Source organism: Lactiplantibacillus paraplantarum, assembly GCF_003641145.1.
In the GTDB taxonomy this organism is placed as follows: domain Bacteria; phylum Bacillota; class Bacilli; order Lactobacillales; family Lactobacillaceae; genus Lactiplantibacillus; species Lactiplantibacillus paraplantarum.
The window spans coordinates 551,601-576,830 of record NZ_CP032744.1; the positions used below are offsets into that span (position 1 = coordinate 551,601).

Annotated in this window: 26 protein-coding genes, 1 other RNA gene and 1 other annotated feature; of the genes, 20 read left to right on the top strand and 7 right to left on the bottom strand. The window is 44.8% G+C overall.

Annotated elements, in window-relative coordinates; all coding sequences use genetic code 11:
• The first annotated feature begins 6 nt into the window (after nucleotides 1-6).
• The 5 genes from LP667_RS02615 (at nucleotide 7) to rplL (ending at nucleotide 3,343) form a co-directional block, all read left to right on the top strand.
• Nucleotides 7-894 carry an alpha/beta hydrolase gene (locus LP667_RS02615; RefSeq protein ID WP_021731246.1) on the top strand — a complete coding sequence of 296 codons (888 nt, stop codon included), beginning with the start codon at nucleotides 7-9 and terminating at the stop codon, nucleotides 892-894.
• 101 nt (nucleotides 895-995) lie between these two features.
• Entirely contained in the window at nucleotides 996-1,421 is a 426-nt protein-coding gene (gene rplK, locus LP667_RS02620) for a 50S ribosomal protein L11 (RefSeq protein WP_003640942.1), read from the top strand.
• Nucleotides 1,422-1,521: 100 nt separating this feature from the next.
• A complete protein-coding gene (gene rplA / locus LP667_RS02625; RefSeq protein ID WP_021731245.1) occupies nucleotides 1,522-2,211 on the top strand; it encodes a 50S ribosomal protein L1 in 690 nt (229 codons plus the stop codon).
• 55 nt (nucleotides 2,212-2,266) lie between these two features.
• Nucleotides 2,267-2,380 (top strand) — a sequence feature (ribosomal protein L10 leader region).
• 29 nt (nucleotides 2,381-2,409) lie between these two features.
• Nucleotides 2,410-2,913, top strand: a complete 504-nt coding sequence (gene rplJ / locus LP667_RS02630; RefSeq protein ID WP_021731244.1) for a 50S ribosomal protein L10 — start codon at nucleotides 2,410-2,412, stop codon at nucleotides 2,911-2,913.
• A 61-nt stretch (nucleotides 2,914-2,974) separates the two neighbouring features.
• Nucleotides 2,975-3,343, top strand: coding sequence for a 50S ribosomal protein L7/L12 (gene rplL, locus LP667_RS02635; RefSeq protein ID WP_003637775.1), 369 nt, complete (start codon nucleotides 2,975-2,977; stop codon nucleotides 3,341-3,343).
• 391 nt (nucleotides 3,344-3,734) lie between these two features.
• Here the strand turns inward: rplL and LP667_RS02640 are convergent, their stop codons facing one another.
• Nucleotides 3,735-4,712: a DNA/RNA non-specific endonuclease gene (locus LP667_RS02640; protein WP_021731243.1), complete on the bottom strand. Its 978-nt coding sequence runs from the start codon at nucleotides 4,710-4,712 to the stop codon at nucleotides 3,735-3,737.
• A gap of 12 nt (nucleotides 4,713-4,724) precedes the next feature.
• The gene (locus LP667_RS02645) at nucleotides 4,725-5,360 is read right to left on the bottom strand and encodes a sunset domain-containing protein (RefSeq protein ID WP_021731242.1); all 636 of its coding nucleotides are present in this window, start codon (nucleotides 5,358-5,360) and stop codon (nucleotides 4,725-4,727) included.
• A gap of 305 nt (nucleotides 5,361-5,665) precedes the next feature.
• Between LP667_RS02645 and mprF the strand changes: the two genes are divergently transcribed.
• A complete protein-coding gene (mprF, locus tag LP667_RS02650) occupies nucleotides 5,666-8,269 on the top strand; it encodes a bifunctional lysylphosphatidylglycerol flippase/synthetase MprF (protein ID WP_021731241.1) in 2,604 nt (867 codons plus the stop codon).
• Between the two features lie 912 nt (nucleotides 8,270-9,181).
• Here the strand turns inward: mprF and LP667_RS02660 are convergent.
• The 4 genes from LP667_RS02660 to LP667_RS02675 all read right to left on the bottom strand — a co-directional run bounded on the left by LP667_RS02660 (nucleotide 9,182) and on the right by LP667_RS02675 (nucleotide 13,411).
• Nucleotides 9,182-9,757, bottom strand: coding sequence for an LOG family protein (locus tag LP667_RS02660; RefSeq protein ID WP_003640949.1), 576 nt, complete (start codon nucleotides 9,755-9,757; stop codon nucleotides 9,182-9,184).
• 81 nt (nucleotides 9,758-9,838) lie between these two features.
• Entirely contained in the window at nucleotides 9,839-10,849 is a 1,011-nt protein-coding gene (nrdF, locus tag LP667_RS02665; RefSeq protein WP_021731240.1) for a class 1b ribonucleoside-diphosphate reductase subunit beta, read from the bottom strand.
• A gap of 27 nt (nucleotides 10,850-10,876) precedes the next feature.
• On the bottom strand, nucleotides 10,877-13,042 hold the full coding sequence (nrdE, locus tag LP667_RS02670) for a class 1b ribonucleoside-diphosphate reductase subunit alpha (RefSeq protein ID WP_021731239.1): 2,166 nt from the start codon (nucleotides 13,040-13,042) through the stop codon (nucleotides 10,877-10,879).
• 138 nt (nucleotides 13,043-13,180) lie between these two features.
• A complete protein-coding gene (locus LP667_RS02675) occupies nucleotides 13,181-13,411 on the bottom strand; it encodes a redoxin NrdH (protein ID WP_003640952.1) in 231 nt (76 codons plus the stop codon).
• A 222-nt stretch (nucleotides 13,412-13,633) separates the two neighbouring features.
• On the opposite strand from LP667_RS02675, the gene LP667_RS02680 reads away from it, so the two are divergent.
• The 14 genes from LP667_RS02680 to galE all read left to right on the top strand — a co-directional run bounded on the left by LP667_RS02680 (nucleotide 13,634) and on the right by galE (nucleotide 23,979).
• Complete coding sequence (locus tag LP667_RS02680; RefSeq protein ID WP_021731238.1) at nucleotides 13,634-14,242, top strand: class I SAM-dependent methyltransferase; 609 nt, start codon at nucleotides 13,634-13,636, stop codon at nucleotides 14,240-14,242.
• A 2-nt stretch (nucleotides 14,243-14,244) separates the two neighbouring features.
• Nucleotides 14,245-14,751 carry a tRNA adenosine(34) deaminase TadA gene (tadA, locus tag LP667_RS02685; RefSeq protein WP_021731237.1) on the top strand — a complete coding sequence of 169 codons (507 nt, stop codon included), beginning with the start codon at nucleotides 14,245-14,247 and terminating at the stop codon, nucleotides 14,749-14,751.
• Nucleotides 14,752-14,804: 53 nt separating this feature from the next.
• An RNA gene (gene ffs / locus LP667_RS02690) (signal recognition particle sRNA small type) lies at nucleotides 14,805-14,891 on the top strand.
• A 377-nt stretch (nucleotides 14,892-15,268) separates the two neighbouring features.
• Complete coding sequence (gene dnaX, locus LP667_RS02695) at nucleotides 15,269-16,966, top strand: DNA polymerase III subunit gamma/tau (RefSeq protein WP_021731236.1); 1,698 nt, start codon at nucleotides 15,269-15,271, stop codon at nucleotides 16,964-16,966.
• A gap of 21 nt (nucleotides 16,967-16,987) precedes the next feature.
• Nucleotides 16,988-17,296, top strand: coding sequence for a YbaB/EbfC family nucleoid-associated protein (locus LP667_RS02700; protein ID WP_003640956.1), 309 nt, complete (start codon nucleotides 16,988-16,990; stop codon nucleotides 17,294-17,296).
• Between the two features lie 15 nt (nucleotides 17,297-17,311).
• Nucleotides 17,312-17,911 carry a recombination mediator RecR gene (gene recR, locus LP667_RS02705; RefSeq protein WP_021731235.1) on the top strand — a complete coding sequence of 200 codons (600 nt, stop codon included), beginning with the start codon at nucleotides 17,312-17,314 and terminating at the stop codon, nucleotides 17,909-17,911.
• 14 nt (nucleotides 17,912-17,925) lie between these two features.
• Nucleotides 17,926-18,177 (top strand): YaaL family protein, encoded by a 252-nt coding sequence (locus tag LP667_RS02710; RefSeq protein ID WP_021731234.1) that lies wholly within the window; start codon nucleotides 17,926-17,928, stop codon nucleotides 18,175-18,177.
• 488 nt (nucleotides 18,178-18,665) lie between these two features.
• Complete coding sequence (gene tmk, locus LP667_RS02715) at nucleotides 18,666-19,331, top strand: dTMP kinase (RefSeq protein WP_021731232.1); 666 nt, start codon at nucleotides 18,666-18,668, stop codon at nucleotides 19,329-19,331.
• Complete coding sequence (locus LP667_RS02720) at nucleotides 19,328-19,657, top strand: cyclic-di-AMP receptor (protein ID WP_003640965.1); 330 nt, start codon at nucleotides 19,328-19,330, stop codon at nucleotides 19,655-19,657. Before tmk ends, LP667_RS02720 begins: the two co-directional genes overlap by 4 nt.
• Before the next feature lie 16 nt (nucleotides 19,658-19,673).
• A complete protein-coding gene (holB, locus tag LP667_RS02725; protein WP_021731231.1) occupies nucleotides 19,674-20,693 on the top strand; it encodes a DNA polymerase III subunit delta' in 1,020 nt (339 codons plus the stop codon).
• Between the two features lie 24 nt (nucleotides 20,694-20,717).
• On the top strand, nucleotides 20,718-21,065 hold the full coding sequence (locus tag LP667_RS02730) for a DNA replication initiation control protein YabA (protein WP_021731230.1): 348 nt from the start codon (nucleotides 20,718-20,720) through the stop codon (nucleotides 21,063-21,065).
• Nucleotides 21,066-21,164: 99 nt separating this feature from the next.
• Complete coding sequence (gene rsmI, locus LP667_RS02735) at nucleotides 21,165-22,061, top strand: 16S rRNA (cytidine(1402)-2'-O)-methyltransferase (protein WP_021731229.1); 897 nt, start codon at nucleotides 21,165-21,167, stop codon at nucleotides 22,059-22,061.
• Between the two features lie 3 nt (nucleotides 22,062-22,064).
• Complete coding sequence (locus LP667_RS02740) at nucleotides 22,065-22,850, top strand: acyl-[acyl-carrier-protein] thioesterase (RefSeq protein ID WP_021731228.1); 786 nt, start codon at nucleotides 22,065-22,067, stop codon at nucleotides 22,848-22,850.
• Nucleotides 22,851-22,983: 133 nt separating this feature from the next.
• Nucleotides 22,984-23,979 carry a UDP-glucose 4-epimerase GalE gene (gene galE, locus LP667_RS02745; protein ID WP_021731227.1) on the top strand — a complete coding sequence of 332 codons (996 nt, stop codon included), beginning with the start codon at nucleotides 22,984-22,986 and terminating at the stop codon, nucleotides 23,977-23,979.
• A 134-nt stretch (nucleotides 23,980-24,113) separates the two neighbouring features.
• Here galE and phnW read toward each other — a convergent pair whose 3' ends face one another.
• Nucleotides 24,114-25,214: a 2-aminoethylphosphonate--pyruvate transaminase gene (gene phnW, locus LP667_RS16945; RefSeq protein ID WP_021731226.1), complete on the bottom strand. Its 1,101-nt coding sequence runs from the start codon at nucleotides 25,212-25,214 to the stop codon at nucleotides 24,114-24,116.
• Between the last annotated feature and the right edge of the window lie 16 nt (nucleotides 25,215-25,230).

The window sequence follows — 25,230 nt, forward strand, 5'->3', positions numbered from 1 at the left end:
ACCATCTTGGCAGAAGTAATTTTAGTCATCATCGGCGTCTTAGTGTTCGGTATTTTGAGTCGAATCACGTTTAAATTTTGGCAGTATGGGCGGCCGCAGCATTTGCGGCAACCGATACCAGCTAATTCAGCGGATGATAGTGCCGTTACGTTGTTTATTCCAGGTTATGCGGGCAATCGGTTTTCATTTGGTGGTATGCTGCAACGTTTTACGGCGGGCGGTATTGCCAATAAGTCACTAGTTGTGATGATCGATCGGCACAATCATCCCCATGTGACCGGTGAGCTAGATGCTTATCGACCAATGGTGCAGCTGATTTTTGCCACGCCGCGAGTTGCCGTACGACAGCAAGCAGCTGGCGTGTTGGCGGTCGTTCAGTATTTAATTGCGCATGAACATGTTCAAACGATTAATTTAGTGGCCCATTCAATGGGTGGGGTTGTCTTATTTCAATACCTCACAACGGCAGCTAAACTGGTGAATTTGCCAGAAGTCCGCAAGGTTGTCACAATTGGGGCGCCGTTCAATGATAGTGAGGTCGGGCAAAATACTTATCCGATTGAAAACCACCCGTTGACGGCAACTGGCCCAACTAAAACCACGCCCGTTTATAATTATTTTTTGCGAACGCTCCAACGATTGCCAAATACGATTTCGTATTTGAATATTGCGGGTAACATTGGCGATGCGGTGCAAAGTGATGGGGCGGTCGCTTTAAATAGTGCACTGTCGTTGCGCTTCTTATTGCGGCCAACACGTGACCAGTATCAAGAATTTGTGGTACATGGCAAGAATGCACGCCATTCACGACTACATGAAAATTACGAAGTTGATCGGCAAATCGTCCAATTTTTATATCCAGATACCACAAAAAAGGTTGCTGGTGAAAAATAGATATGCTATAATGACATTTGTGCGTCACGTATGCACGTTTACGTGGGAGGAGCAAAAACTCAGCTCCATTTACCACATCACGGACTAAGGAGGAATGTCTCGTGGCTAAAAAAGTAGCTAACGTTGTTAAATTACAAATTCCTGCGGGCAAAGCAACACCTGCTCCGCCAGTTGGCCCAGCTTTAGGTCAAGCAGGTATCAATATCATGGGTTTCACAAAGGATTTCAATGCTCGTACTGCTGATCAAGCAGGTATGATCATCCCCGTTGTGATTACGGTGTACGAAGATCGTTCATTCGACTTCATCACTAAGACCCCACCTGCTGCCGTTCTATTAAAGAAAGCTGCCGGTGTTGAAAGTGGTTCCGGTGAACCTAACACGAAGAAGGTTGCAACTGTAACCAAAGATCAAGTTAAGCAAATCGCCGAAACTAAAATGCAAGATCTAAACGCAGCTGATGTTGAAGCAGCTATGCGCATGATCGAAGGTACTGCTCGGAGTATGGGATTCACCGTCGAAGGCTAATTCAGTACTGTTGAGTATGTCGGACACTTCATCAAAATGAATGTGTCAAGTGGGAGGAAATCTCCGTTTGAACCACATTTGCAAGGAGGAAAACACTTAGATGGCAAAGAAAAGTAAACAATACCAAGAAGCCGCTAAGCTCGTTGATCGTGACAAAGCTTACGATGTAACTGAAGCGGTAGACTTGGTTAAAAAAATGGATTTCGCAAAATTTGATGCAACTGTTGAAGTTGCCTTCAAATTAAACGTTGATACAAAGCAAGCCGACCAACAACTTCGTGGCGCGGTTGTCCTTCCTAATGGTACCGGTAAAGATCAAACCGTTATCGTTTTCGCTAAGGGTGACAAGGCTAAAGAAGCTGAAGCAGCCGGTGCTGACTTTGTTGGTGAAACTGATTTAGTTCAGAAGATCCAAGACGGTTGGTTAGACTTTGACGTCGCAATCGCTACCCCTGACATGATGGCCCAAGTTGGTCGTTTAGGTCGGGTTCTTGGACCTAAAGGCTTAATGCCTAACCCTAAGACTGGTACGGTTACGATGGACGTTGCTAAAGCCGTTAACGATTCAAAAGCTGGTAAGGTGACTTACCGGACTGACCGTGACGGTAACGTTCATGTTCCTGTTGGCAAGGTATCATTTGATACTGACAAGTTAGTTGGTAACTTCAAGACTATTGAAGACACCATCGTTAAAGCTCGTCCAGCCTCAGTACGTGGGACTTTCATCGAAAACTTGGTTGTTACTTCAACCTTTACCCCAGCGGTACGTGTTGATTTAGCATCATTTTAAAGATTAAGTTCTGAAAACAATTGACCCCGTGGGTGATCTGTGATAGATTACTAGAGGTTAAGTAATATCTCTACCTAAGACTCAGGCGGCTTAACGGCCTTAATCTACCTGCCGAGGACATTGTTTTTTCTCTATGTCTTGGTGGACATAGGGATTTTTTTATAAATCCCTGAACCAAAATTCTGGGAGGTGAATCTGTTGAGTAAAGAAACAATTGCTGTTAAAGCACAAGAAGTCGAAGAAGTTGCAGAACAATTGAAGAACTCAGTATCAGCCATCGTTGTTGATTACCGTGGTTTGACGGTTGAACAAGTAACTGATTTACGTAAGCAATTACGTGAAGCCGGTGTTAAGATGCGCGTTATCAAGAACAAGATCATGGTGCGTGCCGCTGACAAGGCCGGATTTGAAGACTTAAAACCTGTATTTGCTGGTCCTACTGCCGTTGCCTTCTCTGAAGAAGACCCAGTTGCTCCTGCAAAGATCTTGGCTAACTTCGCGAAGACCGCTGACGCCCTTCAATTAAAGGGTGGCGTGATCGAAGGTAAAGTTGCTGATCTTGAAACTGTTCAAGAATACGCTACGATGCCATCACGTGAAGAATTATTGGCTACGATCGCTAACTTGTTACAAGCACCTGTTCGTAACGTTGCATACGCTGTTAAGGCGGTTGCTGAAAAAGGCGACGAAGACGCAGCTTAATTTGCTGTCAGCGTGTTAAAAAAACTAAAATATAAGTTCATATAAAATGGAGGAACAAAAAATGGCTTTTGATAAAGATGCTATTATCGACTCATTAAAAGAAGCTTCAATCTCAGATTTAAACGACTTAGTTAAGGCTATCGAAGAAGAATTCGATGTCTCAGCTTCAGCTCCAGTTGCTGTTGCCGGTGCTGCTGGTGGCGACGCTGCTGCTGCTAAGGATTCATACGATGTTGAATTAACTGAATCTGGTGACCAAAAGGTTAAGGCTATTAAGGCCGTTCGTGATATCACTGGTCTTGGCTTGAAAGATGCCAAGGGTCTTGTTGATAACGTACCTTCAATCATCAAAGAAGGCGTTTCAGAAGACGAAGCCAACGATATGAAAGCTAAGCTTGAAGAAGTTGGTGGTGTCGTTACCCTTAAGTAATCATTTACTTAACGGAACGTCATCAAACCACATCCTATTATGGGGTGTGGTTTTTTTTATATCCGCAGGTGTGTTTGATCGCTAATTTGGGGATGCAACAGGTGAATGACTACGCACATGACGCGTACTAAGAATTTACGATTAATCTAAGTGTTGGTAGTGCCATGATGTCAGCCACCTTATTATTGTGGCGACTCATAGTTGCATCACAACTGCTGTGGTTTAAGTAATAAAAAAGCCCAACAGATTTGCCATATGGCGTCTTGTTGGGTAATCACTTTAGAATTTCACTTGGATTGATTTTGTGGTTAGCAGCGTATCATCATTTTTATAACTGGCATGTGATAAGTTGGTGCTTAAAAACAAGCTGACTACGATGGACCTATAATTGTTAGTGATTGACCTGACTAGTGCCATCAGCATAGTTCAGGGTCATACCGGGCTGAATATTGAAAATGTAGACATTAAAACTAACGGCATTGCTACCAACTGACTGACCACGCATGTGTACACCGCGGGCTAACAGTTCGTTACCTTTGAAAATGGGGGTTACTTGATAGCGGACGTAGTTTTTAGGACTTTCTTTCAAATAGGCTGCAACTTGATTTTCATAAGTAGTCATTTCAGGATCATTCAAGGAACGAGTTCCAGTCATGAGGTTCTTAATATTGTTGTTCTGACCAGTTAATTGATAGCCAATCAGGTGACTACGGTTATAAAGCCAACCGCTACTAATGCGTTTGTTATGCCAGCCAGTTGGTCGAACATTCAAGGCCTCACGTTCAGCTTTGGGCATCAGTGACTGATTTAGGAGGGCATTAGCGGCCATTACTCGGTTAAATGAGTCTAAGTTGCCGTATTGTTGCCAGCCACCCTGACTCGTACTGAGATCCTTAGTGGTGAATGCGGGCTGATTCTGATTAACAGTGATTGTTTGTTGGCCGTTGTAGGTTTTACTAGCCAACGCAGCGTTACTTGGGTTATGGTCAGCACTAACCTTGGTTGGTGCTGTTGTTGAAGTTGCGCCAGCTTGCTTGTTTTTAGTCTTGAGTTCGTCAATATGTTTTTGGCTACTTGAAAGCTTTTGCACGGCCTGCTTTAAGCTGCTAGCAGAAGCACGATTGGCTGCTTGAAGTGCCGTCAATTGTTTGTCATTATGAGCTGTTACTAAGTGTGTCTTAGTAACAGTTTTTGTCTTCACCGTTGGCTGAGTGGATTCATCAGCCGTGCCGAGAATGCTAAAGCTGACAAGCAATGCAATCACGGCTGGCCAACTATGCCGCCACCATTGACGGCCACGGTAGCGACGATGTAAGCGCCAGAACCAATACAGGGTTGCAAATAATAAGATGGTGCCGATTAATGCCATGAAGAGCTCCTCCTATCGAAGTGACTTACGGTAACCAGCGGCTTGCGCTTCGGCTTCCGTACTAAAGTAAACGGCATTTTTACCGGCCATCCGGTAGTTTTGACCCGTTTCGACGTGATAAATTTTAGAGTTGCGGTTACCTACAATACGCCCAGTTTGGGCGGTGTCGGTATCACCAGAAAAATTATTCTCTCGGCTCGTGGTTGCAGTGCTCGTCTGAGTTTGTTGATTCTGTGCCGCCGCTTGACTGCTAGCTTTGGCCGCTTGCTTAGATTGGCTAACCGCCGCGACGGACTGGGCTTCTGACTGGGAACGTGATTGCGCGGCTACTTCACTAGCTGCTGATTTTGATGAGGCCATTGCGTCGTCATGCTTTTCTTTTAGTTGTTCGGACTGGCGCTTGGCCTGACTGGTCGCCATTGCAAGTTGGGTCGTACTTGAGCTGAGCGCTTTGGCTGAGGCCGCGTTAGCCCGGCTAGCGGCTTTTGCTTTCGCCCAGGCGGCTTTATTAGCAGTGGTTCGTTTTTCAACGCGCACAGTCTTGGTTTTGACACTGGTGTGGTTGGCGGCCGGTTGATTGCCAGTGGTACAACCAGTTAAGATGAGAAGACTCGTTAGTGCAACGACGAGTTTTTTAGCATGGTGCATAAGAAATTCCTCCTTGATTATGTATCACTTTAATTATACATAAACGGTAAAGGTTGGTAAAGCAAGTTTGTTAACTAAAAATCAATTAATATTGGTTTATGTTGGAATTAATTTTGATGATTAATCATAATGCGCGCTGAATACTAACAGCCATTCGAAAATACTTTAGTAGCGAATATTTAAAATAATCATGCTCTAATACGGTGGTGGCTTCGGCTTGTAGCGGTTATCAACCACTTATAACGGTTGTATAAACAGACTAAGATTGCGATAATAAGAACAAACACACCAATGGGGGAATTTTTTTGAAGGCAACGTTACAGAAAATCGGGACGGCACTCAATAAACGCATGGGGATCATCAAAGCATTATTTGTGTTCTCCGTCCTGTTATTTGTGATTACGGAAGTCGGTAAAATTGCGAAGGAGGTCAGTGGCGCGCAGTTGGCGAACGCCCTCGCTTCGCAAAGCTGGTGGCATTTGCTGAGTATGGTCGTGATTGGCATTATTGCAGTGACACCGATGCTGACGTATGATGTCATGATTACGAAGTTTTTACCCAACCATTATTCACTTGGATATATTTTAAAAGCTGGGTGGATTACTAATACGTTTACGAATATTGGTGGCTTTGGGGGTGTCCTGGGTGCCTCGCTGCGAGCTAACTTTTATAATCGCGAAGCCACCAAGAAACAAATCGTGTTTGCTATTTCCAAGATCGCTTTGTTTCTAGTTTCGGGGTTATCATTGTATTGTATGATTTCACTCGTGTTAGTCTATGGTTTTGGCATTGGAAATATGTACGGCAGTTACTGGATCTGGCTCGTCGGTGGCGCACTGTATTTTCCAGCCATCTTTATTTTTACACGAGTCAACGATTCGGAATTCTTCGATGGCCTTACGCTCGGCAACGTCGTTCGGTTGTTGAGTGGTTCGTTTGGTGAATGGACCGGCTGTGTGCTGTTCTTCTTATTAATTGGAAACTTTATGGGATTACCCATTGATTTTGCGGCGGTCGTGCCGTTATTCGTGATTGCTTCGGTTGTTGGTGAAGTATCAATGGTACCCGGTGGTATTGGGTCATTCGACGTTTTCATGATTTTTGGCCTCGGTGCGGTCGGAGTTTCGCGACCAGACGCAGTCGCATGGCTCTTATTTTACCGGTTATTCTACTATATTATCCCGTTTGCCATCGGGTTGGTCTTATTCATCCATGACACCGGCCATCGCTTAAACGTGCGTTTAGCGGGTATTCCCAAGCAGGCATTACAACGCGTTGCCCAGATGGTACTGACGGTTTTTCTCTACTTTTCTGGCTTTCTGATGTTGTTGATGTCGACGGTTCCTAACTTTGCGTATAACAATAAGCTCTTCTTGCAGTTTTATCCGTACACCTTTTTCTTTATTAATCAGGCCAGCAGCATTATTATGGCCTTTTTACTAATTGGGGTGGCGTTGGGAACTGCTGGGCGGGTCAAAAAAGCTTTTTGGCCAACGGTGATCGTCCTATTGATTGCCATTTTGAATACGATTCGCTGGCTTGTCGTTTATGATGCGATTTCGATGAAATTTGTGATTTTCTTAGTTGTGATTCTAGCGCTAGTGGCCTTGTCGCGGCATGCTTATTATCGTGATCGATTGGCTTTTTCATGGGGACAAACGCTGTGGGTTAGCTGCGTTTACGTGGTAACCTTTATCTTGTATACGATTGTGGGGGTCTATAACGCGCCCCAAATTCATCATCGCCACGCGGTTCCTGAAGCCCTGTTCTTCCCATCACAAAAACTCTGGTTATTTGGGGTGATTGGGTTAGTCTTAGCGGCAATGATTTTGATTATTATGTACCGCTACTTTGCGAGTGGGTATAACGCCCGATTGCGTCAAAAGATGGATGCGGCTCGGGTCAAACAAGTGATTGAAACTTATGGCGGCAATGAAATCTCACACTTGGCTTATTTGAATGATAAGTTAGCATATTACTATCAAGTCGATGGGGTCGATCAACTGATTTTCTTATACCAACAGAAGGCCGATAAACTGATTATTATGGGAGAGCCATTCGGTAATCAAGCGGTATTACAAGCTGCCTTGGAACAGTTATTGGATGACGCAGATAGTGACGGTTGCTCGTTAGTCTTTTACGAAATTAGTGAGATGCTGACGATGCGCCTACACGAAATGGGCTTTGACTTTATCAAAACCGGTGAAGAAGGGCACGTTAAATTGGCAGACTTTAGTTTGGCTGGTAAACGGCTACGGGGTGAACGGGCCCTAATGAATAAGTTTACCCGGGATCACTATGAGTTTGCCATCTTGCAGCCACCGTTCAGTGCTGACGTCATGGCTGAATTACGGGCCGTATCGGATAGTTGGTTAGCAGGTGAGACGGAAAAAGGATTCTCGCTCGGATTTTTTGATGAGCAGTATCTCAATCAGGCACCTGTAGCGGTCGTTTATGATTCTGACCACCGAATTGTCGCGTTTGCGAATATTATGCCGCAGGGGAATCATCAGACGACTTCAATTGACTTAATGCGGTCGAGCAAGTCAGCGCCATCCGGCATTATGGACACGGTCTTTGTGCACTTATTTGAACAGGCGCGTGACGATGGCTATGCCTATTTCAATATGGGAATGGCCCCGTTGTCCGGCGTAGGTGTTTCACGCTACAGTTTTATTCAAGAAAAAATTGCTCATTTAATTTACGAATATGGCTATCAGTTATATGGTTTTCAGGGATTACGGTCGTACAAGGAGAAGTATGTGACCGAGTGGGAACCAAAGTACATTGCGTACCGGAAGCGTAATTCGCTAATTTTCACCATTTTACAATTGCTACAAGTTGTTAATACCCGGGTGCACAAGTCTGAGCGGCATCGGCCAGTGTGGTTGTTGAAACGATTGAAATAACTGAATAGTATGTCGTAAAGTAAGTATCGTTAATGACATAGCAAAATGCCCCATCACTGCGAGAAGCAATGATGGGGCATTTTTCATGATGACTTTAGAATTCAACCGACTAATATGATGAGGGCTGAATTAATTGTGGCAGAAGCACTAGATTTATTTCGAATAAACTAGATTATTACGCATTGTGCTAGTTATTATTTAGTATGAATCATGATTAAAACGTGCCAGTTAGTTGGATGACTATTCGTCAGTATATGCGCGTCCTATGCCGACCTCCGGGGCTGGGTGCCAATTGCTGGAACAGGGCGGACATCGATTTGAACTCACGCAGAAACCCACTGCGCAATTTCAAATACGAGTCTTCTTCTAGCCCGGGGAAATCACCCGGACAAGAAGAACTTCGCCCTTGAGCATTGGCACCCAGCCCCTCCAGTCTCAAGCTTGTGAGGGACTACGGGTTGCGGTACCGAGCACGTTTCGGTAGGCCGCTCGAATAGCTGATAAACGATCACATCCCTTGGTACAATTGATTGTGGAATATTTGGTGTGTGTAACTTTTAGCTAACTATAGCGTCAGTCTAAGGCGGTTGTTTGAAATACTTAATTATTAGCATGACAACTAAAAAACGAATAGATGATTGCAACTATTGCTAATCCAAATAATTGCATCTCAAACTGTTACTGTATATGAAACAACGACTATTTTAACTAAGGTTGAGCCCGTCAATAACTGACATTCAAATACAATCCCGGCAGGAATGCCTGGAAGTCGGCGTAGGGAAGCACTAATCAAGTAATTTTGGTTCTAAATTGCACACTTTTCAGCGGACTCGGTTGATAGCTTTTAAAATTAGAAATAGCCATTTTTAATCATGATTCATGACAAATCAACTAGCACAATGCGTAGATTATTTAGTTCGTATACTTAGGCGGTAATACATGTTTGAAATCATGGAAACCAGCGAAAATTTCGTCAAGATCATGCCCATTAATGAATAGGTCGAGGTTAGCCTCAGGGGCAAATCCTAAGTCGGCGGTTTTTTGTAGCATGGCGACTAGGTCGTCGTAGAAGCCGTCGATGTTGTAGAGTGCAATTGGCTTTTGGTGAATATCCATCTGACTCCAAGATAACATTTGTAAGAACTCTTCAAAGGTGCCAAACCCGCCAGGTAAGACGATAAAGGCATCGGCGAGGTGAAGCATCTTTTCCTTGCGTTCGGTCATCGTGCGCGTTTCGATAAAAGTTGTGACGTCCTTAAATGCGAGTTCCCTGGCAACCAGAAAATGCGGGATGATCCCGATAACGCGGCCACCAGCATCCATAGTTGCCTTGGCGACTTTTCCCATTAACCCATGGTCGCCACCGCCATAGACGAGTTGGTAATCGTTAGCGGCCAAGTATTGACCGAGCGCCACCGTTTTGTCACTAAATGCGGGATCCAAACCAGAGTTCGACCCACAAAAAACACAGATATTATGAATTGCCATTCTAAACTACCCCCAAGATAAAATTTGCTATCAAAAATGCGGCCCACATAGGCGCCGCATTTTTACTAACTAACGTGTTGATTAATCGTCTGGATCACCAATATCGTAGTCGGTGTCTTGCATGGCTTCAACTTGACCTAACCGGTAGCCATTCCCAACTTGTGAGAAGAAATCATGGTTAGAAGTCCCAGTTGAGATACCGTTCATGACAACGGGATTAACGTCTTCTGCCGTGTCTGGGAAGAGGGCGTCTTGTCCTAAGTTCATTAGCGCTTTGTTAGCGTTGTAACGACTGAAGGTTAAGACTTCATCAGACCAGCCGATTTGATCGTAAACTAAGTGAATGTAGTTTTCCTCATTTTCGTAGAGCTTGTATAAGAAATCAAACATCCAGTCTTTAAATTCAGCTTGTTGTTTCTCAGAACGTTCCTTGAAGCCTAATTGGAACTTGTAACCGATATAGGTGCCATGGACACTTTCGTCTCGCAAGATTAGTTTGATGATTTCGGCCACGTTTGGCAATTGGTTGTGTCCCAAGTAGTACAGTGGTGTATAGAAACCAGAATAGAACAGGAAAGTTTCCAAGAAGACGTTTGCTACTTTTTGCTTCAATGGATCTTCATCGATATTATCATAAAGCTTATAGATCCATTGGGCCTTTGATTGAAGAAACTCTTCACTGTCACTCCAGTCAAAAATTTCGTTGATTTCGTCCGGTGTGTTCAGCGTCTCGAAAATCGTTGAATAACTCTTCGCATGAACGGATTCCATGAACTGGATGTTATTTAGTACGGCCGTTTCATGTGAAGTTAAGACGTTGCGACGGAGTGCTTGCAGACCGTCTTGTGATTGTAACGTATCCAGCAGCGTCAAACCGCCGAAGACGTGTCCCACAACCCACCGGTGATCATCATCTAATTCACGCCAGTCTGCCATGTCGTTGGAAACTGGAATCCGGGTGTCTAACCAAAATTGTTCGGTTAACTTTTCCCAAGTACTTTTATCAATTGCATCTGAAACTCGATCCCAGTTAATTGCCTTATAGTTGCCATTACTGAGCAGTTTTTGGTAGTAAGCCAAGTCTGTTGCCATTTGTTATCCTCCTAGAGATCTAAGATACTAAATTACGCAGCTTTCACATTCGTTAACACCGACTTCGCCATCGTCATCCGTAAAGGTCCGAATATAATAAATCGATTTGATTCCTTTATGGTAGGCGTAGTTCCGTAAAATGTTTAAGTCCCGCGTGGTCATCTTATCAGTGCGACCGTCTTTCCATTCATATAAGCCAGCTGGAATGGTTGATCGCATGAAGAGTGTCAAGCTCATGCCTTGATCAACGTGTTGCTGAGCAGCCGCATAGACATCGATAACTTTACGCATATCAGTATCGTATGCTGACTTATAATAGTTAATTGTATCATTAGATAGGTAAGGAGCGGGATAATAAATCTTACCAATTTTCTTTTCTTGTCGTTCTTCGACCCGGTTGATGATTGGGTGTAGGCTGGCAGTCGTATCGTTGATGTACGAAATTGATCCGTTGGGAGCAACTGCCATCCGGTTTTGATGATAGAGGCCATCGCGCATAACGGCTTTTTTAAGGGCTTCCCAATCAGCTTTACTTGGAATGAAGATACCATCAAAGAGTGCGGTGGTCTTGTCATATTTTGGCTGCCAGTCTTGGGTGGTGTACTTGTCAAAGTATGAACCATCGGCATACTTTGATTTTTCAAAGTTAACGAAAGTTTCGTGACGTTCACGCGCAATTTCGTTAGAAGATTTTAAGGTCCAGTAGTTCAAGAGTAAGAAGTAAATATTGGTAAAGTCAACGGCTTCTTTACTGCCGTATTCCATCTGATTCTTTGCGAAAAAGGCATGGAGCCCCATGGCACCTAAACCAATCGTATGGGCTTGACGGTTCCCTTTTTGGATTGAAGGGACGACGTCGACGTTGGAGTGATCAGTCACGTAAGTTAATGCGCGGACCATCGCTTCAACGGAATGTCCAAAGTCCGGGGAGGCCATTAAGTTAACGATATTAGTCGAACCGAGATTACAACTAATATCGGTTCCCAGCTTCTCGTACTGCTGTTGGTCATCAATTAGTGATGGGGTTTGCACTTGCATCACTTCGGAACACAAGTTACTCATCACGATTTTACCGTCGATAGGGTTTTCACGATTGGCGGTATCAACGTTGACGACGTACGGGTAGCCAGATTCTTGTTGCAACTTGCTGATTTCATTTTCAAGGTCGCGCGCCTTGATTTTAGTTTTGCGGATGTTCGGGTTTTTGACCATATTGTCGTATTCTTTGGTGATATCGACATATGAGAATGGTACCCCGTATTCGCGTTCGACACCGTAAGGACTGAAGAGATACATATCAGCATCGGCCTTAATCAACTCGTAAAACTTGTCGGGTACGGTGACACCGAGTGAGAGCGTCTTGAGGCGAATCTTTTCGTCGGCATTTTCCTTCTTAGCAGAAAGAAAGGCAATAATATCGGGATGGAAGACACTGAGGTAAACGACCCCGGCACCTTGACGTTGACCTAACTGATTAGAATAAGAGAAACTATCTTCCAATAATTTCATGACGGGGACGACCCCGCTAGCAGCGCCATCGATATGTTTGATCGGATCACCAGCACCTCGTAAGTTGCTGAGGTTAATGCCGACCCCGCCACCAATCCGAGAAAGCTGTAATGCTGAATTAATAGTCCGGCCGATTGAGTTCATGTCATCAGTCGATTGAATCAGGAAGCAAGAAATCAACTCACCACGCCGCGCCCGACCAGCATTGAGAAAACTAGGGGTAGCTGGTTGGTAACGTTGGTGAACAATTTCATTGGCCAGATCCATCGCTAAAGTTTCATTGCCATCGGCGAAGTAGAGGGCGTTCATTGCCACACGATCAATAAAGTTCTCTAAGTAATAGTCGCCATCATCAGTCTTTAGCGCGTATTGGGCATAGAATTTGTAAGCGGCCATAAACGTCTTAAAATGAAAGTCTTGTGACCGTAAGTAATCGTAGAGTTTTTCGATAAAGCTAAAATCATACTTATCAATGGCAGGGGTTTCCAAATAGTCGTGTTCACGCAGGTAGTCAAAGCGGGCCTTGAGACTATCAAATTTCATCGTGTTCGGTTCAACATTTTGTTTAAGGAAGGCTGCAAGTGCCTCCTGATCTTTGTTGAGCGGAATCTGATTATTAACGGGAATATTGATCTCATTATTTAAGTCGTAATACGTGACGTCTTTTAAATCTTTTAAGGTCATAAGGAATCCTCTTTCTATCAGTATAATTGTGGCTGGCAAAATCGACGACCCACAATCAGTAGGTTGATGATTGTGGGTCGGTTATCATATTTTAAAGGGTAAACCAGCTATGTAACCACGCAAAAAAGCGTGGGGGAACTAAACAGCCAATTGTTTTAACGCATCGGGACGGAAGCCGGCAATGCTATCTTCACCATTGATTTCAACGACTGGAACAGCGTGGAAACCTTGATTTTTCAAGTAATCGACGTATTCAGGATTTGTGTTGATGTTCTTTTCTTCAAAGGCAATATTGTGCGCCGTGAGGAACTTCTTAGTCATCTTGCATTGCATGCAGTTGTTTTTAGTAAATACGGTAACTTTTTTCATTTTTCATCATCCTAACTCGTTTTTCTGATAAATTTAGTATACAACATGTGGTGAAAAAAACAATCAAAAAACACAACATCTAGGGTGTGTTAAAAATCACAAGCCCTAGATGTTGTGTTAGTGTCAGCCTTTAACCGACTAAAAAGTTTTTTAAATTATTTGTGGTTCACGCGCTGAATCAGTTATCATAGATATAGACCAGAAATTTAGAGGAAAATAAATATGACCAACTATTATTATACACACAATCCGGATATTGTGCATGATGAAAAGCAATGGAATTTTGAAATTTTTAATCACGAATTTAAATTCACAACGGACAACGGTGTCTTCTCAAAGCGCACCGTGGATTACGGCTCACGGACGCTACTAGCAGCGTTTGATCCAACCGATTTACCGGCGGGACCAATCCTAGATTTGGGGACTGGGTATGGGCCAATTGGGATGGCGCTCGCCTATCAATCACCCGAACGAACGGTTGATATGGTCGATGTGAACGAGTTAGCGCTAAGTTTAGCGCGTAAAAATGTTGCTTTGAACCAAATTACGAATACCAACATTTTTACATCCGATATTTATCAACAGGTGACCGCGACTAATTATGCGGCGATCGTCACCAACCCACCGGTACGTGCTGGTAAGGCAGTGGTGGATACGATGTTAACGGGAGCCGTTTCACGGTTAGTCGTTGGCGGGACGCTCACCGTTGTTTTACAGAAAAAACAAGGCGCACCATCAGCGAAGAAATTGATGCAAACGACCTTTGGCAATTGTCAGGTGATTAAGAAGGATAAGGGTTACTACATCTTACAAAGTGTAAAGGAGGGATAGTCGTGGCGGAACCAACAGCGGAAGACTGGATGCAAGAAGCATTACATGAGGCCCGGATGGCTTATTTGATTGGCGAAGTGCCGATTGGGGCCGTAATCGTTCACCAGGGTGAAATTATTGGGCGTGGTCACAATTTACGCGAGCATGGTCAGGATGCAACGATGCACGCTGAAATTATTGCGATTCAAGAAGCTTGTGAGTACTTGCATAGTTGGCGCTTGGAAGATTGTCAATTATATGTCACCTTGGAACCATGTTTGATGTGTAGCGGGGCCATTATCAATGCGCGGCTCCCTGAACTTTACTTTGGTGCTCGCGATCCTAAGGCCGGGGCCGTTCGTAGTTTGTATCAAGTGATGGATGATACCCGTTTAAATCATCAAGTGACGGTTCATGAACGTGTTTTGGCACGTCCAGCCGGTGAGATGTTAGAAAACTTTTTCCGTGGGATTCGTAAACGGAAAAAGGCGGCCAAAAAAGCACGACGCGAAGCTGCTGAAAAAAATTAGGCCGATGGCTGGTAATTATGGCGTAAATCATGTATTATAGTATTTGCCGCAAGGCCAAAAGGCAAGGGTGGATTTACGAATCGTGTCAGGTCCGGAAGGAAGCAGCACTAAGTTTGCTTCATCTTGTGCCTTTTGTTTTTATGAAATGTAACAGCTCTTAGCCATTCGGTTGAGAGCTTTTTATTTAAATTAAATGTTGAGTGTTAGTTTTGAGTGTGCTGATAGGTTGGTTAATTGTTATTTACCTATTATTATAGTAGTAATACGTTATGTTAGGGTGATGGTCAAAAACGTAACCTGCTGAAAAAATTGCCAAATAAGCGGCGGTTAAAGGTTTGACTCAGGCTCGTTGAACAGTGTGATTTAGAGTGGCTTTATTTGATTGATACATTCGATACTGTTTGCAATCGGGAACAGCGCTGACGAGCCAGCACCTAACTAATTGGCGCCCTTGAACTATGGCTTATCACTAAGTAACGACAACCAAGTATGACTGATGTAAGAAAGGAAGAATCGCATGTATCGGGCACTATACCGGGTTTGGCGTCCCCAACGCTTTGATGAGATTGTCGGGCAACAAATGATTACCCAGACACTAAAAAATGCCATTATGACCCACCAGACGAGTCATGCGTATCTGTTTACTGGTCCCCGAGGAACTGGGAAGACGTCGGCAGCGAAGATTTTTGCCAAGGCCATCAACTGTCACCATCTGGTTGATGGGGAACCTTGCAATGAATGTGAGACTTGTACGGCGATTACCAAGGGGCAACTAAATGATGTGATCGAAATTGATGCGGCTTCTAATAATGGCGTGGAAGAGATTCGTGATATTCGGGACAAAGCGAAGTACGCCCCGACGCAAGCGGACTATAAAGTCTACATTATTGACGAAGTTCATATGTTGTCAACTGGCGCATTTAATGCGTTGCTTAAAACGTTGGAAGAACCTCCGGCTAACGTGATTTTCATCTTAGCGACAACGGAACCCCATAAGATTCCACTAACGATTATTTCACGGACGCAACGGTTTGATTTTCGCCGGATTACGGCTAAGGATAGCTATGATCGGATGGTGTACATCCTCAATGAGAAGGATGTGACCTATGATGAAAAAGCGCTCCGTGTCATTGCGGCGGCCGCTGAAGGTGGAATGCGGGATGCTTTAAGTATTCTGGACCAAGTAATTTCGTTTGGAGATAACACGGTTACGTTGGATGATGCGTTAATGGTGACGGGAAGTGTGACTAAGCAGTTGCTGGCCAATTATGTCAGTGAAGTCACCGACCATGATACGAAGCCAGCACTGGAGACGATGCGACAAATCTTACAAGAAGGTAAAGATGCCAATCGTTTCATTGAAGATTTGATTAGTTACACGCGGGACGTGTTACTCTATCAACAGGCCCCTGAAATGGTCGATAGTGTGGCGATGGGCGAGGATGATCAACAATTTGAAGCATTTGCCAAGCAAATCGATGCTGAAGTCCTGTACCAGATGGTCAAGACGTTGAACGATATTCAACAACAAATGCGGTTCACGACGCACCCGGACGTTTATTTAGAAGTGTTGACGGTCAAGTTAGCGCAGTTGGATGGTCAAGCGGCTGCCCAACCGGTAGCTGCGGCAACGGTCAATCCTGAAGATCCCACTGTGCATAAACTGGCACAACAAGTTGAACAGTTGCAAAGTGAGGTCAAAACGTTACGTTCTCAAGGTGGTAGTGTCGCTAAACCCGCACCGGCTAAGCCACGGTCGAGTAATGGGCCAGTTGTTAAAAAGGTTAATGTCAGTCAGATTTATCCTATTTTGGGAGCGGCAACCAAGAATGATCTCATCAAAGTGCGCGATGTTTGGACTGATTTGATGAACATCTTGAGTGTGACGCAACGGGCCCTAATGCACGTGGCCCAACCGGTTGCGGCTAGTTCAGAAGGTGTGGTGGTTGCGTTTGACTATGCGTTTGTTTATCAAAAAGCGATTGATGATCAGACCTTGATTGACGCACTCGGAAATGGCTTGGATCGGCTGATGGGCCAGGCGCCCAAGATTATTTGCGTGCCCAAAGAACAGTGGCCGCAAATTCGTAAGGATTATCTGGCCACTCACCAGCCGGGCGGGGCAACACCAGAGCAACAAGCACCGGCCAAAGAACCGGTCGTTGAAGAAGCTAAGAACATGTTTGGCGACTTAGTTGAAGTACAGCCAGACTAAAGACGAAAGGAACTGATAATTATGATGCGTGGAATGGGCAATATGCAAAGTATGATGAAACAAATGAAGAAGATGCAGGCACAAATGACAGCCGAACAAGCGGCTTTAAATGAACAAACCTTCACGGGGGCGGCCCCAGATGACATGGTCAAAGTCACCTTTACTGGCGATAAAAAGATGAAGGACATCACGATTAATCCTGATGCCGTTGATCCTGATGATGTGGATATGTTACAGGACTTAGTCGTTGCTGCCGTGAATGACGCGTTGACTAAGGTCGATGAACAGACACAGAGTACGATGGGGAAATATACTAAGGGATTACAGTAAAAATGAGGTAAGCACATGCAGTATCCAGAACCAATTGCTAAGTTGATTGATAGTTATATGAAGTTGCCCGGCATTGGTGGCAAGACTGCGACGCGGCTGGCGTTTTATACAATTGATATGAACGGTGATGACGTCACTGAGTTCGCTAAGTCGCTGATTGCGGCCAAACGGGACCTGCATTTTTGTAGTATTTGCGGTAATATCACTGAAGATGACCCGTGTGTCATTTGTAAGGATAAGTCGCGTGACCAGGGCACTGTCCTTGTGGTTGAAGAGGCCAAGGATGTCATGGCAATGGAAAAGATCAAGGAATACAATGGGCTGTACCACGTCTTGCACGGGGTACTGTCACCCATTGATGGTAAGGGCCCAGAAGATATCAACATTGCCAGCCTATTGAAACGATTGCAACAAAATGAAGCCATTAAGGAAGTTATTATTGCCACCAACGCCACGCCTGAGGGTGAAGCAACTGCAATGTACATTTCGCGGTTAGTTAAGCCAGCGGGCATCAAAGTGACCCGCTTGGCCCACGGCTTGTCGGTTGGTAGTGATATTCAATATGCGGATGAAATGACCTTATTCAAGGCGGTTGAAGGTCGCCAAGAAATGTAATTGGAGCGATTAATATGTTTAAACGCAAACAGAAAATCAAGCATCCCAAAGAACTTTACGATGAAAAGTTATTAGCGACGCTGAATGCTGCCAAGCTGGACTGGGACCGTGCGAAACAGAACCAAGAGGCAGTCTATGATAATAATACTAGTGAACTGGTGACTCAGACCGCTTTAGCGCGGGCCAAGTATTTATATCTGTATCGCGAAGCACGGTTGCGGCAAGTTCATGGCCAGACGATTCAGCGGTCAGTGATTGATAAGTAGATCATTGGTGATTCAAAAAATAAATTGTTTCAAAATAAAGACGCCCGCTGTTGATAGATAAAAAATCAACTGCGGGCGTCTTTTGATTTGGCACACTAACATTGTTTTATACTGATTACGCATTGTGCTAGTTAATCTGTTACGAATTGTGGTGAAAACAGGTAGTTTTAAAAATCAAAAATAATCGGCTTTGAACCACTGAAAATAGGGTGTCCATGCTGATGAACAACAAACAAGAACTGGTAGGCATAATTAATACTAACTAGTAACCAGCGCAAACGTGATTATTATACTCATGTAGTCGTTAGCACGGGTGCTGCGAATTAACTTTTTAGCAATTCACCGAATAAATCATCAAAACCACAATTGGTAGTAGCCGACCCACGTAAAAATCGTGAAAAAGTACCCTCACTAGTGGTAACCGTATTAGACAGGTACTCCAAAATCAAGTACAATTGCTACATATAAGAAAATAGATGGGATTGGGAATGTTGACAGGAAAATTAGTTACTTTTGAAGGGCCAGACGGTGCCGGCAAAACGTCAGCTTTAAACGCGATTGTGGCCAAATTACAGCCACAATTAGGGGATCGCTTAGTTGTGACGCGTGAACCGGGCGGTAATCAAATCTCAGAATCAATTCGAAAAATTATTTTGGACCGTCATAATACAGCGATGGACGACCGTACGGAAGCATTACTCTATGCAGCGGCGCGGCGACAACATATCGTCCAAACCATTCAACCAGCGTTGCAAAACGACCAACTTGTCTTGTGCGATCGCTACATTGATAGTTCGGTCGCTTATCAGGGGGCTGGTCGTGGTATTGGTGAACAAGCAGTTTATGATATGAATCAGTTCGCGACTGCGGGGTTAACCGCAGATTTAACGTTGTATTTCGACGTAGATGCTGCTGTTGGATTAAACCGCATTCAAAAACATCGCCAAAATGAAATTAATCGCTTGGACGTGGAAGCTTTAAGTTTCCATCACCGGGTGCAAGCAGCGTATTTAAAATTACTGGCTGAACATCCTGACCGTATTAAACGCGTCGATGCAAGTCAGCCATTGGACCAAGTTGTGGCGCAGGCCTTACAAATTATGGCGGCGCAGTTACCGACTTGTTTGGCACCCAAGGGAGGGGAAGACCAATGAAATTAATTATTGCAATCGTTCAAGATAAGGACAGTAACCGGTTGAGCAGCCAGTTCATTGAAGCCAATGTTCGGGCCACGAAGCTCTCAACAACGGGGGGCTTCCTACGTTCAGGTAATACTACTTTTATGATTGGTATTGATGATGACCGTGTGGATGAAGTCTTAGCCATGATTAAAGAAACAAGTCATGCACGGGAACAATTTATGACACCGCCAGTCAATTTGGACGTGACAATGGACGGTGCAGCTGCCTATCCAGTTGAAGTTCAAGTCGGTGGCGCCACAGTCTTTGTCTTACCAATTGAACAATTTCACCAATTTTAATGAAGGATGATTATTAATGGCAACAACCGAGTCATTTGCGCAAACGTTAGCGGCAAAGCAGCCTCGTTTACTAGCGGCATTTAAACACATCATTGCCCAGAATCATCTGGCCCACGCGTACCTGTTGGCGGGCATGGAAGGCGCTGGACAACCGGAACTAGCCCATTGGATCGCCCAACGATTGTTCTGCTTGCATGTTAAGGATGGTGAACCAGATGGGACTTGTGAAGAGTGCGTTCGGATTGCTAATGGATCGCATCCCGATATTGTGACGGTGGCTCCCGAAGGTCAGCGAATTCACGTTGATCAGGTCCGTTACTTAAAAGCTGAATTCTCTAAGAGTGCGGTCGAAGGTAACCGGAAACTGTTCATCATTAATGATGCGGAGAAGATGACGGCGAGTGCTGCCAATAGCTTATTGAAGTTTATTGAGGAGCCAAGTGGTAACGTCACGGCCTTATTATTAACGACAAATAAGCAATTGATATTACCAACGATTATTTCACGAACACAGGTGATCGAATTTCCACCATTGAATGCGCAAGCGTTGCAACAGACGTTTGAGCAGGCGGGCATCGCGCCTAACCAAGCGCAAATGCTACGGGGGCTGACGAATAGTGTCACCCAGGCGCAAGCTTTGCTAGTGGATGATTGGTTACCACAAGCCGCACAAGCTTTGTGGCGGTGGTTTGATCAGGCTGTTAAGGGTGATCCACGTAGTTTCGTAGCCGTGCAGGTTAACTTAGTTGGTTTAGCTAAGGACGCTGATCATCAGCTGGTCATGTTGGATTTGATCGCGGCCTTGTTCCAAGATTTATTACAATTACATTTTGAGGTGGCCGCAACGGCGTTAACTTTTGGGCAGTATCAAAAAGAATTGGCCGGGTTAACGGCTGAAGTCAGCGATGAGCAGTTGATTGCGGCCACTGAATTGGCTTTAACGGCTAAGCGTCAGTTGGCCAGTAACATTAGTTTTCAAAATGTCTTAGAAGGCTTAACCTTGAAGTTATGGCCGATTTTTCAAACAAACGCTTAAATAAAGGAAAACGAGGGTGAGTGCGTGGATAAGCGTGATTTATACGATAGTTTCGGTGAGATGGAACAACAGATGCAACAAATGCTAGACAAGATGGCTAAGTTACGCGCCGATATGACAACGGTGTTAGAGAAAAACGCGGAATTGGTCATTGAAAATGAACATTTACGTGAACACATGGTTGAGATTGAAAATGAATTGCCGAAAAAACCAACCAGCACGACCACGCTCTCAAAATCACGTCAGAATTTGGAAAAGCTTTATGATGAAGGTTTCCACGTTTGCAATCAGTTCTATGGTAAACGGCGTGACGATGATGAATCCTGCGTTTTTTGTTTAGAAGTCATTTATGGTGAACGGGAACGTGCATAGTCGAGAAAGTCTGGGAGTAGTCCCAGACTTTTTGTGCTTTTCACCACGGGACTAATTGTTAGAGCAAATCATGAGTGAGAGTATCGTTAGGAGGACATTTTGGAAACACAACAGAGTTTTGCAGATCATATGGGTGTTGGAACCTTATACTTAGTACCGACCCCAATTGGTAACTTACAGGATATGACTTACCGGGCAGTAGCAACGCTTAAAACGGTCGACTTAATTGCTGCAGAAGATACCCGTAATACCCAGAAGTTATTGAATCATTTTGAAATTACAACGAAACAAATTAGCTTTCATGAACATAACACCCAAGAACGGATTCCCCAGTTGATTGAGAAATTACAGGCGGGCGTTAACTTAGCACAAGTTAGTGACGCTGGTATGCCGTCCATTAGTGATCCTGGTAAAGAACTCGTGGCGGCCTGCATTAAAGTGAATATTCCAGTCGTGCCACTACCAGGTGCTAATGCCGGCCTGACTGCGCTGATTGCTTCTGGGTTAGTACCACAGCCATTTTATTTCTACGGCTTTTTACCGCGTAAGAAGAATGAACAAAAAGCTGATTTAGCTAAATTGGCTCAGCGACATGAAACAGTTGTCTTGTACGAATCACCATTTCGCGTTGCCAAGACCTTGGCCCTCCTAGCGACCGTCTGTGAAGGGACGCGGCCAATCGTGGCGTGCCGGGAATTGACTAAGCGTTACGAGGAGTTTGCGCGCGGAACGTTGACTGAAATGGTGGCATGGGCGCAGGATCACCAGTTAAAGGGTGAATTCGTCCTTTTGATTGGTGGTAATCCGGATACGGATGAACCAGAAACAACGGACGAATTGGCACAGTTGCCAGTCAAAGCCCAAGTCGAAGCGTTGATTGCAGCCGGAGATAAGCCCAACGTAGCCATTAAGACGATTGCGAAGCGGCGGAATATTCCCCGGCAAAGCGTCTATAATCAGTTTCATGAACTAAATACCAACGATGAGGAGTCTTGATGAATGGCAACTTTAGGCGCAAATGCGAGTCTTTACAGTGAACAGCACCGGATTACGTATTATGAATGTGATCGTACTGGTCGGGCAACTTTAACGACATTAATTGATATTGCCGTACTGGCATCAGAGGATCAAAGCGACGCCCTTGGTTTAACGACGGCAATGGTGCAAAGCCATGGTGTTGGTTGGGTCGTCACGCAATATGCTATTGATATTACGCGGATGCCCCGCCAAGACGAAGTGGTGACAATTGCCGTTCGGGGCAGTGCCTATAATCCATACTTTGCTTACCGTGAATTTTGGATTCGGGATGCCGATGGTCAACAGTTGGCCTATATTACGAGTATCTGGGTCATGATGAGTCAAACAACCCGGCGAATCGTAAAAATTTTACCGGAACTGGTTGCACCTTATCAGTCGGAAGCCGTCAAGCGCATTCCACGCTTGCCACGCCCGATTAATTTTGAAGCGACCAATACGACGATTACGAAGCCGTATCACGTTCGCTTCTTTGATATTGATCCCAACCGGCACGTCAATAATGCACACTATTTTGACTGGCTTGTGGATACGTTACCCGCGACGTTCTTACTTCAACACGATTTAGTCCATGTGGACGTTCGCTATGAAAATGAAGTCAAGTACGGTCAGACGGTAACTGCTCATGCAAATATCTTACCGAGTGAAGTGGCTGATCAAGTGACGACGAGTCATTTAATTGAAGTTGATGGTGAGAAGTGTTGTGAAGTTACGATTCAGTGGCGGACCTTAGCAGAACCGATTCAGTAACGGAACTTAGTCAATTCGCTTTTTTAACGAAAAGCGTCAGACGTGGTTCGGTCAATTAGAACGCACGTTTTTATTGCAGTTGTTAGCGATTCAATATGCTATGATTAATACATCCATACAGGGGAGGTTCATTATGTCAATTTTAGTTTTAGGGGGAGCTGGCTACATTGGTTCTCATATGGTCGATCGGTTAGTGGAACACGGTACGGACGTCGTAGTCGTGGATAATTTAATCACGGGCCATCGCGCTGCTGTTAATTCGACGGCCAAGTTTTATCAGGGTGATTTGCGGGATGCGGATTTTTTGAATCACGTTTTTGATACTGAGGATATTGAAGCTGTCGTGCATTTTGCCGCCTTTTCAATCGTACCAGAATCAATGAGTAAGCCACTGAAGTATTTCGATAACAATACTGGTGGGATGATCACATTACTTGAAACGATGCAGGCCCATGATGTGAAGCAAATCGTCTTCTCATCAACGGCCGCTACTTATGGGACACCTAAGCAGATTCCAATTAAAGAAACTGATCCGCAATTACCGATTAACCCGTATGGGGCTAGCAAGTTGATGATGGAACAAATTATGCACTGGGCGGATGTCGCTTATGGCATTAAGTTTGTTGCGCTACGTTACTTTAACGTGGCGGGTGCCAAGCCAGATGGCAGTATTGGTGAAGATCATGGCCCTGAAACGCATCTGGTGCCGATTATTTTACAAGTGGCGCAAGGAAAACGCGATGAACTCAAAATTTTTGGCGATGACTATAATACGCCGGATGGGACGAATGTGCGTGACTATGTGCATGTTATCGACTTAGCTGATGCACACATCTTGGCTTTGAAGTACTTGGCTGCGGGTAATGACAGTAATGCCTTTAACTTGGGCTCTTCAACTGGTTTTTCTAACAAACAAATGTTAGCAGCCGCTCGTGAAGTTACCGGGCAACCAATTCCAGCTAAGTTAGCACCACGGCGGCCTGGCGATCCAGACTCGTTAGTTGCGGCTAGTGATAAGGCGCGTGACGTGCTAGGCTGGCAACCAAACTATGACAATGTTAACGATATTATTGAAACGGCATGGGCTTGGACGCAGAAGCATCCAAATGGCTACGATGATCGTGACTAGTATCGCTTAGCTGATAATTGAAAGCGGCTTTGAAGTCTCGTCAATAGATTTCAAAGCCGCTTTTGTGGACGTCAAAAAAAGGTGTGCGTCAGGATTGAATCCTTGGCGCGCACCTTTTAGATTGGTCAATGCAGTTAGCGGTGGAGTTGTTGATAATCACCGATAATCGCTAAGAGTCGTTGAATATCAGTTGTATCAACATCACCGATGGTACCAATTCTGAAGCTAGGAATATTTGAAACCTTTCCAGGATAAATGACGAAGCCGCGTTGTTTAATGAACTGATAGAAGTCAGCAAAATCAAAGTCGACGTTTGGGTATTTGAATGACGTAATGATGGGCCCTTGAATGGCTGGATCAATCACTAATTCAAAACCTAGCGCTTGTAAACCGTCGCTAAGGAGTTGTTGACTCGCACGGTAACGTTGGTAGCGTGGTGTCACGCCGCCTTCTGCTTGCAATTCAATGAGTGCTTGCGCAAAGGCGTGTACCACGTGGGTTGGCGAAGTGAAGCGCCATTTACCTGGTTGCTTAGTCATGGCCTGCCACTGGTCGTAGAGGTCCAGGCAAAGTGAACGGGCGTTGTCGGCCGTGTGGGCCAGGGTTGCTTGTTTCGCAATGATGAACGCAAAGCCGGGCACGCCTTGCACACACTTGTTGGCGCTACTAATCAAGTAGTCACAATCCAATTCATCAACGTTGATTGGGACGCCGCCTAAACTGGACATAGCATCGATGATCGTTACGATCCCATGTTCATGCATGATGGGCATTAACGCTTCGATTGGGTTGAGAATACCAGTCGTCGTTTCGCTGTGAACGGTCGCAAAATGGGTAATCTCAGGATGGTTAGCCAAGGTTGCTGCGATCCGAACCGGGTCGACGGCTTCATCTTCGTTAAAAACAACGTCGATATGTGGAATGCCGTAATATTCCGCGATTTGACTGATTCGATGTCCGTACGCGCCGTTAATGGCAATCATCAAGGTTGCATCAGTTCGCGGTACCGCGGTACCAATGGTGGCCTCGACACCGAAACTGCCGCTTCCTTGTAGTAGGACGGTCGTATAGTTTTCTGGATTGGCTTGGGCCATGGCTAAGATTTGTTGCCGAATGGTTTCGGTGACGTGCCGATAGTCACTATCCCAAGTACAATAATCAATTTGCATGGCGTCCTTGACACTGGCCGTCGTACTGAGTGGACCGGGTGTTAAGAGTAAATAAGGTTGTTTCATAAAAATCGGGCTCCTT

What these genes read in the sequence shown, in the direction of transcription:
- recR (WP_021731235.1), top strand. Translation starts at nt 17,312, where the DNA reads ATGCAGTATCCAGAACCAATTGCTAAGTTGATTGATAGTTATATGAAG.
- LP667_RS02645 (WP_021731242.1), bottom strand. Translation starts at nt 5,360, where the DNA reads ATGCACCATGCTAAAAAACTCGTCGTTGCACTAACGAGTCTTCTCATC.
- LP667_RS02700 (WP_003640956.1), top strand. Translation starts at nt 16,988, where the DNA reads ATGATGCGTGGAATGGGCAATATGCAAAGTATGATGAAACAAATGAAG.
- nrdE (WP_021731239.1), bottom strand. Translation starts at nt 13,042, where the DNA reads ATGACCTTAAAAGATTTAAAAGACGTCACGTATTACGACTTAAATAAT.
- dnaX (WP_021731236.1), top strand. Translation starts at nt 15,269, where the DNA reads ATGTATCGGGCACTATACCGGGTTTGGCGTCCCCAACGCTTTGATGAG.
- LP667_RS02640 (WP_021731243.1), bottom strand. Translation starts at nt 4,712, where the DNA reads ATGGCATTAATCGGCACCATCTTATTATTTGCAACCCTGTATTGGTTC.
- galE (WP_021731227.1), top strand. Translation starts at nt 22,984, where the DNA reads ATGTCAATTTTAGTTTTAGGGGGAGCTGGCTACATTGGTTCTCATATG.
- LP667_RS02675 (WP_003640952.1), bottom strand. Translation starts at nt 13,411, where the DNA reads ATGAAAAAAGTTACCGTATTTACTAAAAACAACTGCATGCAATGCAAG.
- LP667_RS02710 (WP_021731234.1), top strand. Translation starts at nt 17,926, where the DNA reads ATGTTTAAACGCAAACAGAAAATCAAGCATCCCAAAGAACTTTACGAT.
- tmk (WP_021731232.1), top strand. Translation starts at nt 18,666, where the DNA reads ATGTTGACAGGAAAATTAGTTACTTTTGAAGGGCCAGACGGTGCCGGC.
- holB (WP_021731231.1), top strand. Translation starts at nt 19,674, where the DNA reads ATGGCAACAACCGAGTCATTTGCGCAAACGTTAGCGGCAAAGCAGCCT.
- phnW (WP_021731226.1), bottom strand. Translation starts at nt 25,214, where the DNA reads ATGAAACAACCTTATTTACTCTTAACACCCGGTCCACTCAGTACGACG.
- LP667_RS02660 (WP_003640949.1), bottom strand. Translation starts at nt 9,757, where the DNA reads ATGGCAATTCATAATATCTGTGTTTTTTGTGGGTCGAACTCTGGTTTG.
- rplA (WP_021731245.1), top strand. Translation starts at nt 1,522, where the DNA reads ATGGCAAAGAAAAGTAAACAATACCAAGAAGCCGCTAAGCTCGTTGAT.
- rplL (WP_003637775.1), top strand. Translation starts at nt 2,975, where the DNA reads ATGGCTTTTGATAAAGATGCTATTATCGACTCATTAAAAGAAGCTTCA.
- LP667_RS02680 (WP_021731238.1), top strand. Translation starts at nt 13,634, where the DNA reads ATGACCAACTATTATTATACACACAATCCGGATATTGTGCATGATGAA.
- LP667_RS02720 (WP_003640965.1), top strand. Translation starts at nt 19,328, where the DNA reads ATGAAATTAATTATTGCAATCGTTCAAGATAAGGACAGTAACCGGTTG.
- nrdF (WP_021731240.1), bottom strand. Translation starts at nt 10,849, where the DNA reads ATGGCAACAGACTTGGCTTACTACCAAAAACTGCTCAGTAATGGCAAC.
- LP667_RS02740 (WP_021731228.1), top strand. Translation starts at nt 22,065, where the DNA reads ATGGCAACTTTAGGCGCAAATGCGAGTCTTTACAGTGAACAGCACCGG.